At 67.5% G+C, this 12,377-nt stretch carries 11 protein-coding genes; 6 read left to right on the top strand and 5 right to left on the bottom strand.

What is annotated here, in order from left to right; all coding sequences use genetic code 11:
* Positions 1-51: 51 nt before the first annotated feature.
* Entirely contained in the window at positions 52-825 is a 774-nt protein-coding gene (locus NP80_RS04910; protein ID WP_006397956.1) for an ABC transporter substrate-binding protein, read from the bottom strand.
* Positions 826-1,211: 386 nt separating this feature from the next.
* Between NP80_RS04910 and hutC the strand changes: the two genes are divergently transcribed.
* Positions 1,212-1,907 (top strand): histidine utilization transcriptional repressor HutC, encoded by a 696-nt coding sequence (gene hutC / locus NP80_RS04905; RefSeq protein WP_006397955.1) that lies wholly within the window; start codon positions 1,212-1,214, stop codon positions 1,905-1,907.
* Positions 1,908-1,932: 25 nt separating this feature from the next.
* On the opposite strand, the gene NP80_RS04900 is transcribed toward hutC, so the two are convergent.
* Positions 1,933-3,156, bottom strand: a complete 1,224-nt coding sequence (locus tag NP80_RS04900) for a glycosyltransferase (RefSeq protein ID WP_006411533.1) — start codon at positions 3,154-3,156, stop codon at positions 1,933-1,935.
* Between the two features lie 91 nt (positions 3,157-3,247).
* On the opposite strand from NP80_RS04900, the gene NP80_RS04895 reads away from it, so the two are divergent.
* Positions 3,248-3,895, top strand: coding sequence for a TetR/AcrR family transcriptional regulator (locus NP80_RS04895; RefSeq protein ID WP_006404269.1), 648 nt, complete (start codon positions 3,248-3,250; stop codon positions 3,893-3,895).
* A gap of 182 nt (positions 3,896-4,077) precedes the next feature.
* A complete protein-coding gene (locus tag NP80_RS04890) occupies positions 4,078-4,431 on the top strand; it encodes a hypothetical protein (protein WP_006397952.1) in 354 nt (117 codons plus the stop codon).
* Positions 4,432-4,459: 28 nt separating this feature from the next.
* On the opposite strand, the gene NP80_RS04885 is transcribed toward NP80_RS04890, so the two are convergent.
* The 3 genes from NP80_RS04885 to NP80_RS04875 form a co-directional block, all read right to left on the bottom strand.
* Positions 4,460-5,326: an alpha/beta fold hydrolase gene (locus NP80_RS04885; RefSeq protein WP_035947994.1), complete on the bottom strand. Its 867-nt coding sequence runs from the start codon at positions 5,324-5,326 to the stop codon at positions 4,460-4,462.
* A 184-nt stretch (positions 5,327-5,510) separates the two neighbouring features.
* On the bottom strand, positions 5,511-5,756 hold the full coding sequence (locus NP80_RS04880) for a DUF3717 domain-containing protein (protein ID WP_006404271.1): 246 nt from the start codon (positions 5,754-5,756) through the stop codon (positions 5,511-5,513).
* A gap of 203 nt (positions 5,757-5,959) precedes the next feature.
* Positions 5,960-7,504, bottom strand: a complete 1,545-nt coding sequence (locus NP80_RS04875; RefSeq protein ID WP_035947990.1) for an amino acid permease — start codon at positions 7,502-7,504, stop codon at positions 5,960-5,962.
* Between the two features lie 508 nt (positions 7,505-8,012).
* Between NP80_RS04875 and NP80_RS04870 the strand changes: the two genes are divergently transcribed.
* The 3 genes from NP80_RS04870 (at position 8,013) to argG (ending at position 12,314) form a co-directional block, all read left to right on the top strand.
* Entirely contained in the window at positions 8,013-9,545 is a 1,533-nt protein-coding gene (locus tag NP80_RS04870) for a GGDEF domain-containing protein (protein WP_006411536.1), read from the top strand.
* A gap of 107 nt (positions 9,546-9,652) precedes the next feature.
* Positions 9,653-10,723 carry an FUSC family protein gene (locus tag NP80_RS04865; RefSeq protein ID WP_006411537.1) on the top strand — a complete coding sequence of 357 codons (1,071 nt, stop codon included), beginning with the start codon at positions 9,653-9,655 and terminating at the stop codon, positions 10,721-10,723.
* A 253-nt stretch (positions 10,724-10,976) separates the two neighbouring features.
* Positions 10,977-12,314, top strand: a complete 1,338-nt coding sequence (gene argG, locus NP80_RS04860; protein WP_006411539.1) for an argininosuccinate synthase — start codon at positions 10,977-10,979, stop codon at positions 12,312-12,314.
* Positions 12,315-12,377 lie beyond the last annotated feature (63 nt).

Raw genomic sequence — 12,377 nt, 5'->3', positions numbered from 1 at the left:
CGGAAAGACATGCGGCGCGCGAGGCCGTATGCCGCGCGCGCCGCCGCGGCGTCAGCCGCCGTAGACGTCGAACGCGAAGTACTTCTTCTCGAGCTTCCTGTACGTGCCGTCCTTCAGCATCGCGGCGATCGCCGCGTCGATCTTCGCTTTCAGGTCGGCGTCTTCCTTGCGCAGCCCGATGCCCGCGCCGTTGCCGAGCGTCTTCGGATCGTCGAGGTTGCCGCCCGCGAACGCGAAGTTCGCGCCGCGCGGTGTCTTCAGGAAACCGAGATCGGCCTGCACGGCGTCCTGCAGCGCCGCGTCGAGGCGGCCCGACATCAAGTCCTGATAGACGCCGTCCTGGTTCTGATACGGGACGACCTGCACGCCCTTCGGCGCCCAGTACGCCTTCGCGTACGTCTCCTGGATCGTCCCCTGCTCGACGCCGACCGACTTGCCCTTCAGCGACTCGGCGCTCGGCTGCAGCCCGGCACCCTTCTTCGCGACGAGCCGCGTCGGCGTGTTGAACAGCTTGTCGGAGAACGCGATCTGCTCGGCACGCGCGGGCGTCATCGACATCGACGACAGCACGCCGTCGAACTTCTTCGCCTTCAGCGCGGGGATCATCCCGTCGAAGTCGTTTTCGACCCACACGCATTTCGCCTTCAGCCGCGCGCAGATTTCGTTGCCGAGATCGACGTCGAAGCCGACGACCTTGCCGCTCGCGTCCTTCGATTCGAACGGCGGATAGCTGGCGTCGACGCCGAAGCGGATCGTCGACCAATCCTTCGCATGCGCGCCGACGGCGATGCACGCGAGAGCGACACTGAGCACGAGTTTTTTCATGGCGTTCCTGTAAGTGGCCGAGCCCCGCAGATGCGCGCGGCATCTGCCCCAACCCGCGGCGCGTTCGTCGCGGCGCCGAAGTTGTACATACAACTTTGCCTTTTGGCGGCTCGCCCGCGCAATCCGTGTTTATCTCTAGTCGCCGAACAGATGCGCCTTTCGAATGAATTTCCTTTTATTTCAAAATGATACGGATGCGTGACGCACGCTCGCCGCCGCTTGTCGGAAGAATAGGCAGATCGAGCACGCTTGAGTTTTCTGTCTAGACATGTTTCACCGCCGACCCACCGCTATGTCCCTTTCAGGTACGCAAGGCGATTCGAAGCTTGTCTATACTTGACGGCGCGGCGCGCAGCGCCTTCCGCCGCCTCTTGAACAACGACGCAATGACCACACCGATCTATCAGGAAATCAAGGACTTCATCCTCGCGCGCATTCATGCCGGCGAATGGGCGGAGGGCGACCAGGTGCCGTCGGAGAACGAGCTCGCGCGCGAGTTCAACGTCGCGCGCATGACCGTGAACCGCGCGCTGCGCGAGCTGACGGCCGAGCAGGTGCTCACGCGCACGCGCGGTTCCGGCACGTATGTCGCGTCGCCGAAATACGAGTCGACGCTCGTCGCGATCCGCAGCATCTCCGACGAAATCGCCGCGCGCGGCCACGCGTATCGCGCCGAGGTGCTCGAAGTCGGCGCGGCCGTCGCCGACGCCAAGCTCGCCGACGAACTGCAGCTCGACGCAGGCAGCCCGATCTTCCACTCGCGCGTGCTGCACTTCGAGAACGACACGCCCGTGCAGCTCGAGGAGCGCTGGGTCAATCCGGCCTGCGCGCCCGAGTACGCGCTGCAGGACTTCACGACGACCACGCCGAACCAGTACCTGACGCGCGTTGCGCCGCTGCAGCGCGTCGAATACCGGATCGAAGCCGCCATGCCCGGCGCGGAAACGCGCCGCCGGCTCGCGATGGACGACCGCGAGCCGTGCCTGATGCTGCATCGGCGCACGTGGTCGCAGGGGATGGTCGCGTCGGTCGCGAATCTCTGGCATCCGGGCAGCCGCTATCGGTTCACCGGACATTTCTGAGCGAGCGCGCGGCGCGCGCCGGGCATCAACGCCTGCGCGCACGCGTCCAGCGTTCGATCGCCTCGACCGCGCGGGTGAGCCCGTCCTCGTTGGCGATGCGCGCGCCGAGCGCTGCCGCGCGCGAGCGCGTGTCCTCGCGCACCGCGAACGCGATCGCATGCGCGAGTGCGGCCGCCTGCACGCGGCCGCCCGGCACGGCGCCGGCCGCGACGCCGAGCCGCTGCAGCCGGTCCGCCCAGAAAAACTGATCGCCCGCGAACGGCACGACGACCGACGGAATGCCGGCGCGCGCGGCCGAATGCGTAGTGCCCGACCCGCCGTGATGAATCGCCATCGACGTGCGCGGCAGCAGCCAGTCGTGCGGCGTGTCGCCTATCACCTGAACGTTGGGCGGCAGCATCGACGCGTCGATCGCGCTCCAGCCCGGATAGAACAGCGCACGCCGGCCGTCGAGCGCCGCCGTCAGCGCAGCGGCCATCGCCGCACGATCGAAGCCCGTCATGCTGCCGAAGCCGATATAGATCGGCCGCTCGCCCGCATCGAGGAACGACGCGAGCGCCCGCGGCGGCGTCCATTCGCGCGTATCGGCGCGCCACTGCCCGACCGCGCGCACATGGTCGGGCCAGTCCGCCGGCGTGGACAGCAGCGCCGGCGACACACCGTACAGCATCGGATGGTCGGTCCAGACGCGCCCGCGCGGCGGCAGCCCGCAGACGCTTGCGCGCGCAGCGTTCGTCGCGCGCCGGAACGCGTGCCACAGCAGCGCGTTCACGAGCCGGTGGCTCGCACGGTTCAGCCAGCGCGGCACGCGGCGCGGCGGCAGGAACGGCGAGCCGAACGCCGCGGTCGGCGTAATCGGGATCATTCCGGCGCCGATCGCCGGCACGTTCCGGTATTCCGCAACCGACAGACCGACGAACGCGGCAAGCCCCGACACGACGATCGCATCACAGCCGGCCGAGGCCTGCGCGAGCTCGCGCATCCACGCAGCCGTGTTCGCGTTCGCGATTGCTGCGAGCGCCTTCGACGTGTCGCGGAATCCGCCCTGCCCGAGCACCGCGTCGGACAACGCGCCGCGAATGTCGCCGGACAGCGCGGCAGAGGGCACGCCGAGCGCCTCGGCGCTCGCGAGCGTCGAGGCATCGGCAAGCAGCCGCACGTCATGGCCGGCATCGAGCAGCGCGCGACCGAGCGCCGCGAGCGGACGCGTGTCGCCTTCGGTGCCATAGGTTGCAATCACGAGCTTCATCGGCGCTCCTCGTGCATCGGCACGAATGGTTTCAGAAAAGTGCACGTCGTATACTAATGCAATTCGTACACTTTCAGCGAAACGCTCCGCCATGACGCCACCGCCCGCCGATTCCGGCCGCCGCGCACGCAAGCGCATCCAGATGCTCGCGCATCTCGCCGACACCGCCGCGCGCCTGTTCGACGCGCACGGCTACGACGCGGTGACGATGGAGCAGATCGCCGACGAAGCGGACGTCGCGAAGCGCACGCTCTACAACCACTTTGCGACGAAGGAGGCCGTGCTCGCGCACTGGCTCGAACGCGAGCTCGCGCGCGATCTCGCGCATCTGCAGCGCGACGTCGCGCGGCGCAGGACGTTCGCGTCGCGGATCGCCTGCGTGCTCGATGCGTCGGCCGCCTGGTGCGAGCAGCATCCCGCGCATCTGCTCGCGTATCTGCGCCATCGGTTCCTGAGCATCGGTGCGACCGCGCCCGAAGGCGGCGATCCGGGCGGCGGCGACATCGCGCCCGTCTGGCATCGACTGATCGCCGACGCGCAGCGCGCAGGCGAACTGAACCGGTCGCTACCGGCCGAGCAGCTCGCGACGTGGTTCCATCATCTCTATCTCGGCGCGATGCTGCGCTGGCTGACGGTGCCGGGGCTGTCGCTGAAGCAGGAATTCCGCGCGATCGCGAGGCTGTTCGTGGAAGGCGCTCAGACCGCGCCGCGCGCCTCGCGCGCCGCCCCGGCGCGATGAGCGGGCGTCGCGGGCCGCGCGCGCCCGCTGTATCGGTCGCGACACAGGACCGATGCGAAAAGCGCCGCGCCGCAGTATGCTGACGACGTACGGCTGCACGGCGCGCGTCGGGCTCCCTCCGTATCGCGCGTTCTCGTGCCGCCGTCACGACCGCAATCCTGCGTCGCAAGGAGGGATTCGTGATGGCTACCACGCATCAGCATTTCCACCTCGAACTACGGCACGCCACTGCGCCGACCTATTTCATCAGCTACCTGTTCCCCGCGCTGCTCTTCGTGTACGAACTGCTGCGGGTCGGCCAGTGGATTCGCGATCACGGGATGCAGTTCGCCGCGTTCAAGCAGATGGGCTACGAGTTTCTGCTGATGCTGCTGTTCGTCGGACTGCAGATCGTCGTCGAGGCGATCTTTCTGCTCGGTGCCGCGATGCGCAAGGATCATCGCGACTTCGAACACCGCGTACCGAACGTGATTCTCGGGATCGGCTGCTCGATCGCGCTGCTCGCGATCGATCTCGCGATCCAGCTCGCGTTCTGATTCGGGCGGGCCTCGCCCGCCCGTGCGCTTAGGCGCGCGCGTCGCGCAGCAGCGTCGCGACGGCGGCCAGCACGTCGTCCGTGCGTTCGCGGTGCGGCATGTGCCCGCACGCGCCGAGCATCAGGTACGACGACGGGCCCGCGACGCGCGCGGCGATCCGCTTCGGGTGCGCATCGGAGCCGTATTCGTCCTGCTCGCCGTGAATCGCGAGCGTCGCGCAGCGCACGCGCGGCAGATCCTCGTCGAGGCTCCAGTCGCGAAACGCCGGCGACAGCCACGTGTCGACCCACGCGCGCAGCACCCATTCGGCCTTGTCGCCGTGATAGCGCGCGAGCCGGTCGAGCTGGCCCGGTTCGTCGAACTGGCGCCCCGCATCGCGAATGCCGTTCAGCGTGCGCGTTTCGACGAAGGCCTGCGCGGCGACCGTCACGAGCGCGCGGCAGCGCTCCGGATACGCGGCCGCGCAGCCGACCGCCATCCCGCCGCCGACGCTGTGTCCGAACGCGACGAACGCGTCGACGCCGAACTGCTCGAGCACCGCGCGAAACGCGTGGTGGGCCTCGTCGCGCACGAAGGTCGTCGCGAGCGTGCCGCGGTGTGGGTCCGAGCGGCCGAAGCCGAGACGGTCGTATGCGATCACGTCGCGTTGCGTCGCGGCCGCGAGGCGTTCGGGAAAGTCGCGCCACAGCTCGACGCAGCCGAGCGAATCGTGAAGCAGGAGGATGGGCGCGGCCGGCATAGGCGTGGCCGGCTGAGGTGCGGCCGGCTGAGGCGCGGCCGGCTCCCCTGCGGCGAGCGGCGACCCAGCCTCTTCCCGCCCGGCACGCCAGCGCTTCGCGAACAGACGCCCATGCGGCGTCTCGACATAAGTCTCCTCGGTGACGATATCGGTCATGTGTCGGTCGATGTGCGGGTGAGGCGGCCGCGCGCGGGCGGCCGGATCGAATCGCGTTCGATGGTGGCCTGCCGGCGCCCGTCGCGTCAAGCGCAGCACCGCGCGCGCCAAAACGAAACGGGAAGCGCAGCGCTTCCCGTTCGTTGCCCGTCGACGCACCGCGCGGCACCGCGGCACGCTCGCGCTAGACCTCGGTCGCGTACAGCGCGTCGCGCTGCGCGTCGCTCAGCGAGTCGAGCGGCACGTCGGGCAGCCGATAGCAGATCATCGTGCCGTACAGCTCGGCCAGGCAGTTGCTGCCGGCGTCGAGTGCGTAGCCGTCCTCGCCGTCCGGCGCCGGCGGATACACGGTGCGCCACGCATTGATCGCGGCTTCGATTCGCACGATGGAAACGGGTTCGGTCTTCCGCTCGGCGGGTGATGCGCTCATGACTTCCTCTGGGTTGCGCGCTCCGCGGGCCGCGGCGGCCCGACGGAACGATGAAGACACCGGGCCGCGCCGGCCCGGCAGGGTCGGAAATATAACCGGCTTTGACCCTGCATAGAGAAAATCCGAGCAAAAAAAACGGGAAGCCTGGCGCTTCCCGTTTCGTCGTCCCGCACGGCGTCCGCCGCCGCGCGCCGCGCACGTCGTTATGCGGTTTCGTGCTGCGAGACCGGCTGCGCCTGTGCGCCGCGCTGCCCGTCGCGGTTCGCGGCGACCCACGGCGCGATTTCCATGTCTTCGTAGCGGACGAAACGGCTTTTCTTCACGAGCCGATAGCCGAGCCATACCGCGAGGAACAGCGGGACGCCGACATAGGTCGCGACGACGCCCGCCCAGTCGATCCGGTTCGCGAGAAACGCCTGATAGTCCTGACCGAGCGCGATCACGATGCAGAGCACGAACGCGAACAGCGGGCCGAACGGGAACCACTTCGACTCGTACGGCAGTTGATCGAGACGGTAGCCCTGCTTCACGTAGCCCTTGCGGAACCGGTAGTGGCTGACCGCGATGCCGAGCCATGCGATGAAGCCCGTCATCCCCGACGTGTTGAGCAGCCACATGTAGACGGTCTTGTCGCCGTAGAGCGACGTGAAGAAGCAGAGCGCGCCGACGGCCGTCGTCGCGTAGAGCGCATTGCGCGGCACGCCGCCCGGCGACAGCTTCGCGAACAGCTTCGGCGCGCGGCCTTCGGTGGCGAGGTTGTAGAGCATGCGCGTCGACGCATACATGCCCGAGTTGCCGGCCGACAGCACCGCCGTCAGGATCACGGCGTTCATCACGCCGGCCGCGAATGCGAGGCCTGCGTGACGGAACACGAGCGTGAACGGGCTGACGCCGATGTCGGTCACGTCGGTCTTCAGCAGGTTCGGGTCGGTGTACGGAATCAGCACGCCGATCACGAAGATCGCGAGCACGTAGAACAGCAGGATCCGCCAGAACACCTGACGCACTGCGCGCGGAATCGTCGTGCGCGGGTTTTCCGATTCGCCGGCCGCGACACCGATCAGCTCGGTGCCCTGGAACGAGAAGCCGGCGATCATCGCGACGCCCATCATCGCCGGCAGGCCGCCCGCGAACGGCGCGTCGCCGATCGTCAGGTTGCTCCAGCCGCCGTGCGGCGCGCCCTTCAGAATGCCGAAGATCATCAGCAGGCCGACGCCGATGAAGGCGACCACGGTGACGACCTTGATCAGCGCGAACCAGTACTCGGCCTCGCCGAAGCCGCGCACGGTCAGTGCGTTCAGCAGGAACATCACGCCGAGGAACGCGGCGCTCCACCAGACGCCCGGTACGTCCGGGAACCAGTAGTGCATCACGAGCTGCGCGGCGACCAGCTCGACCGCGATCGTCACGGCCCAGTTGTACCAGTAGTTCCAGCCGAGCGCGAAGCCGAAGCCTTCGTCCACGTATTTCGCGCCGTACGTGGCGAACGAGCCCGACACCGGCATGAACGCGGCCATCTCGCCGAGACTCGTCATCAGGAAGTACACCATCAGCCCGATCAGCATGTAGGCGATCATCGCGCCGCCGGGGCCGGCCTGCGAGATCGACGCGCCGGACGCGACGAACAGGCCCGTGCCGATCGAGCCGCCGATCGCGATCATCGTCAGGTGGCGCGCCTTCAGCGCGCGGTGAAGCTTGGGTGGGTTCTCGGACGAACCGGGTCGGTCGGAATTCGGAAGTGCGGACATAAACGAGACGAACGTTGAGCGGACCGGCGGGAGCCGGAGCGGCGCATACGGAACCGGGAGGTGCGATGCGCGGCCTGCGATGCGGCCCCGATGCGCGTCGCGCCTGGCCGCCTGCGGCGAAGCGCGGATTCTACCTGATTCGTCGCAGGGACAGTTCGGGTCCGGCAGCGCCGCGTCATGCACACGCCTAACGGAATCAACGAGTTGCATGCGCGTCGCGGCGCATCGATCCGGCACCGATTAAATCGTTCAGGAAAGCGGGGCGCAATTGGAGCAATATTCAGACGAATAAATCGAAATCCGCGCGATTCAAATCGTGCGCGTTTTCGTGATTTGGGTTCATTTCGCGCAGTCAGTAATCGCGGGTAAACGAACTGGCGCCATTTTTTGCGCGACCATTTTGCCCCGCGATCGGCATCGTTTACCGATTCGGGGGATAATACGGCCCGATTTGAAATAACCATCATCAGAAATCGCGCACGACGCGAACGTTTCGCCCCGACCGAGGATGAACTTGCTCCTGCCGTTCGCAGCATTGCGTCGCCATACCGCATCCGTCGTCTCGCGCGTGCTGTCGCCACGCGGCGTGCTCGTCGCCGGCATCATGCTGCTGCTGTTCAGCTGGGCGCTTTCCGTGTCGCTGCTGATCGATGCGCGGCGCGATGCGCGCGATCACGCCATCGAAAATGCGCGCAATCTGATGCTGCTGATCGAACGCGACGTCGCGCGCAATATCGAGCTTTACGATTTGTCGCTGCAAAACGTCGTCGACGGCATTGCCGATCCGGAATTGATGCGCTTGCCGCCGCCGCAGCGGCATCGCGTGCTGTTCGACCGCGCGGCGACCGGCACCTATCTCGGATCGATTTTCGTGCTCGACGCGCACGGCAATATCACGATCGATTCCGGCACGATTCCCGCCCGCACCGGCAATTTCTCCGAGCGCGATTATTTCGTCGCGCATCGCGACGCACAGGTGAAAGGGCTGTACATCAGCCGCCCTTATGCGTCGCGGCTGCGCGGCGGCGCACTGACGATCGCGCTCAGCCGCCGCATCAACCGCCCGGACGGCAGCTTCGGCGGCGTCGTGGTCGGCACGCTGAGCATCGACTACTTCCGCGCGCTGCTCGACGGCCTCGCCGTCGGCCGGCACGGCAGCGCGGCGATCGTCGAGGACAACGGCACGCTCGTGAGCCGGCTACCGTTCGACGCGCGCGTCGTCGGCCTCGATCTGCACGACTCGCCGCTGTTCATCCAGGCGCGGCGCGCCGGTGACGGCGTGCTGACCGGCACCGGCGCGGTGGACGGCGTGCGGCGCATTTATGTATACCGGCAGCTGGCCGGGCTGCCGCTCATCGTCGACGTCGCGCCGGCCGAAGCCGACGTGTACCGGCCGTGGCGCCACCGCGCGGCGTCGATCATCGTGCTGATGAGCCTGTTTACCGGGTTCGTCGCATGGGGCTCGCTGCTGCTGTCGCGCGAGCTGCGGCGGCGACAGGTGGCGGAAGCGAAGCTGTACCGGCTCGCGCGCACCGACTCGCTGACCGGCCTCGACAACCGCGGCGCGTTCGACGCGGCGCTCGCGCAGGAGGCACGCCGCGCGGCGCGCAGCGGCCGGCCGCTGTCGGTGCTGTTCGTCGACGTCGATCACTTCAAGGCGTACAACGACTATTACGGGCACCTGGCCGGCGACGACGTGCTGCGCCGCGTCGCCCAATGCGCGTCGGGCTGCCTGCGCCGCGCGACCGACCATATCGCGCGCTACGGCGGCGAGGAATTCGTCGTCACACTGCCCGACACCGACGCGCAAGGCGCGGCGACCGTCGCCGAAGGGATCCGGCGCGCGATCGCGGCGCTCGGCATCGAGCACGTGAAAAGCCCTTACGGACACGTGACAGCCAGCATCGGCACCGCGACCGACGCATACGGCCGGATGGACGCGGCGACGCTGCTGCAGCTCGCCGACGACGCGCTGTACCGCGCGAAATACGGCGGCCGCAACCGCGTCGAATACGCCGAGCGCAGCGCCGCCGGCGCATGATGCACGGCATGCGCGCGTTCTTCGTGGACAGCCTGCGCCCGTTCCGCTAGCGTTACGGGTGCTCGTGCGGCGCAACGCCGCGCGTTCCAGCCAACGACTTCCGCCCGATGACCGTCACGCCTTCTGCCCGGCTGCCCGCTTTCCTGCGCGGCGCGCTGCGCCCGCTGCTCGACCCGTACCGCCGCTACCGGCATGCGAAGCTGATTCATGCGACGCGCGTCGCGCTCGCGATCCTCGTGTCGATCGCGCTGTCGACCGGCATGCGTGTGCCGCACGGCGAATGGTCGACGATTACCGTGCTGATCGTCGTCGGCGGGCTCCAGCACCACGGCAACATCCGCAAGAAGGCGGCCGAACGCGCGCTCGGCACATCGATCGGTGCGGTCGCGGGGCTGCTGCTGATTCTCGTGCACTCCGCGCTCGGTGCACCGCTCGCGTTCTATCTGCTGATGGCCGCCGCGTGCGGCCTGTGCGCGTATTACGCGATCGGCAAGGCCGGCTACATCGCGCTGCTGTCCGCGATCACGATGGTGATCGTCGCCGGGCACGGCGACAACGAGATCGTCGACGGCCTGTGGCGCGCGGTGAACGTGCTGACCGGCATCGCGATCGCGCTCGCGTTTTCGTTCGCGCTGCCGCTCTATGCAACCTATTCGTGGCGCTACAAGCTCGGCGACGCGCTGCGCGCCTGCGCGGCCGTGCACGCGCGGCTCGCCGGCGACCGCCACGTCGGCGACGACGCGCATCTGAAGGAAATGGCCGCCCTCAGCGCGCTGCTCGTGCAGCTGCGCTCGCTGATGCCGTCCGTGTCGAAGGAGTGCGCGATTCCCGTCGCACATCTCGAGGCGATCCAGCGCAGCCTGCGGCTCTGCATCGGCTATCTCGAGATCCTGTCGAGCGCGTTGCCCGCGCGCGACGACGTCGCGGCCCGCGAATACATGCGCGTCTCGATGAAGCCGCTGCACCGGCGCATCCGCGACACGCTGATCGGCGCGAGCCGCGCACTGAAGTTCGGCACGCCGAGCCGGCTGTCGCCGCGGCGGCAGCCGGCCGGCACGCCGCCCGACGCGCCGCCGCCGCAGTTGTCCGGCTATGTGTCGATCACCGCGATGCTCGCCGCCGAAGTCGACCAGTTGCGCGAGAAACTGCTCGATACCGCACAGGCGTGGAATATCTGATTCCGGCGGCCGTTGCCTCGACATTCTTTCAATTTCCATACAATTTCGACTCGACGGTGTACGGCCCGGTCCGTCCCCGCAGGCGGCCGCGCGACCGTTCGGCGGGCGGCCGCAAACGGCCCGAGAAGCCCGTCGCAGCGGGCCGCCGGGCCGATTTCTACGAAATCAGCCCTTGCCGCAACTTCCCGGACAGCCGATACTCGCGTATTCCGCGAAATACGATCCCACCGGACTTCAATCCACGGTAATTCCTATGAGCACGATTCTCGAAAGCCTCCCGACCGGCCAGAAGGTCGGTATCGCCTTCTCCGGCGGCCTGGACACCAGCGCCGCGCTGCACTGGATGAAACTGAAGGGCGCCGTCCCGTACGCGTACACGGCGAACCTCGGCCAGCCCGACGAAGACGATTACGATGCGATCCCGAAACGTGCGCTCGAATACGGTGCGGCCGGTGCCCGCCTGATCGACTGCCGCGCGCAGCTCGTCGCCGAAGGCATCGCGGCACTGCAAAGCGGCGCGTTCCACATCACGACCGCCGGCGTCACGTACTTCAACACCACGCCGATCGGCCGCGCCGTGACGGGCACGATGCTCGTCTCCGCGATGAAGGAAGACGGCGTCAACATCTGGGGCGACGGCAGCACGTACAAGGGCAACGACATCGAGCGCTTCTACCGCTACGGTTTGCTCGTGAACCCGGATCTGAAGATCTACAAGCCGTGGCTCGACCAGACGTTCATCGACGAACTCGGCGGCCGCGCGGAAATGTCCGAATTCATGCGTCAGTCGGGCTTCGCGTACAAGATGTCGGCCGAGAAGGCGTATTCGACCGACTCGAACCTGCTCGGCGCGACGCACGAGGCGAAGGATCTGGAAAGCCTCGAAAGCGGGATCAAGATCGTGAACCCGATCATGGGCGTCGCGTTCTGGCGCGACGACGTGAAGATCGCCGCCGAAGAAGTGACGGTGCGCTTCGAAGCCGGCCAGCCGGTCGCGCTGAACGGCGTCGAGTTCAAGGATCAAGTCGAACTGCTGCTCGAGGCGAACCGCATCGGCGGCCGTCACGGCCTCGGGATGAGCGACCAGATCGAGAACCGCATCATCGAGGCGAAGAGCCGCGGCATCTATGAAGCGCCGGGGCTCGCGCTGCTGTATATCGCTTACGAGCGTCTCGTGACGGGCATCCACAACGAAGATACGATCGAGCAGTACCGCGAGAACGGCCGCCGTCTCGGCCGTCTGCTGTATCAGGGCCGCTGGTTCGACCCGCAGGCGATCATGCTGCGCGAAACGGCCCAGCGCTGGGTCGCGCGCGCGATCACCGGCGAAGTGAAGATCGAGCTGCGCCGCGGCAACGACTATTCGATTCTCAGCACGAAGTCGCCGAACCTCACGTATCAGCCGGAGCGTCTGTCGATGGAGAAGGTCGCGTCGACGTTCTCGCCGCGCGACCGGATCGGTCAGCTGACGATGCGCAATCTCGACATCACCGATACGCGCGACAAGCTGCGCGTGTATACGCAGGTCGGGCTGCTGACGCCGGGTGAAGCGTCGGCGCTGCCGCAGATCAAGGGCGATAGCGGGGAGTAAACCGCGCTTGCCTGCGGCCGGGTGGCGGCAAAGCCGCCCGGCCGGTTGCCTGTCGAATCTGCG

It is taken from the genome of Burkholderia multivorans ATCC BAA-247 (assembly GCF_000959525.1).
Classification (GTDB): domain Bacteria; phylum Pseudomonadota; class Gammaproteobacteria; order Burkholderiales; family Burkholderiaceae; genus Burkholderia; species Burkholderia multivorans.
The sequence above is the reverse complement of the archived record's forward strand: the minus strand, read 5'-3'. Positions and strand labels throughout refer to the sequence as shown.

Coding starts and splice junctions, on each gene's coding strand:
- NP80_RS04910 (WP_006397956.1), bottom strand. CDS start 825: ATGAAAAAACTCGTGCTCAGTGTCGCTCTCGCGTGCATCGCCGTCGGC.
- hutC (WP_006397955.1), top strand. CDS start 1,212: ATGACCACACCGATCTATCAGGAAATCAAGGACTTCATCCTCGCGCGC.
- NP80_RS04900 (WP_006411533.1), bottom strand. CDS start 3,156: ATGAAGCTCGTGATTGCAACCTATGGCACCGAAGGCGACACGCGTCCG.
- NP80_RS04895 (WP_006404269.1), top strand. CDS start 3,248: ATGACGCCACCGCCCGCCGATTCCGGCCGCCGCGCACGCAAGCGCATC.
- NP80_RS04890 (WP_006397952.1), top strand. CDS start 4,078: ATGGCTACCACGCATCAGCATTTCCACCTCGAACTACGGCACGCCACT.
- NP80_RS04885 (WP_035947994.1), bottom strand. CDS start 5,326: ATGACCGATATCGTCACCGAGGAGACTTATGTCGAGACGCCGCATGGG.
- NP80_RS04880 (WP_006404271.1), bottom strand. CDS start 5,756: ATGAGCGCATCACCCGCCGAGCGGAAGACCGAACCCGTTTCCATCGTG.
- NP80_RS04875 (WP_035947990.1), bottom strand. CDS start 7,504: ATGTCCGCACTTCCGAATTCCGACCGACCCGGTTCGTCCGAGAACCCA.
- NP80_RS04870 (WP_006411536.1), top strand. CDS start 8,013: ATGAACTTGCTCCTGCCGTTCGCAGCATTGCGTCGCCATACCGCATCC.
- NP80_RS04865 (WP_006411537.1), top strand. CDS start 9,653: ATGACCGTCACGCCTTCTGCCCGGCTGCCCGCTTTCCTGCGCGGCGCG.
- argG (WP_006411539.1), top strand. CDS start 10,977: ATGAGCACGATTCTCGAAAGCCTCCCGACCGGCCAGAAGGTCGGTATC.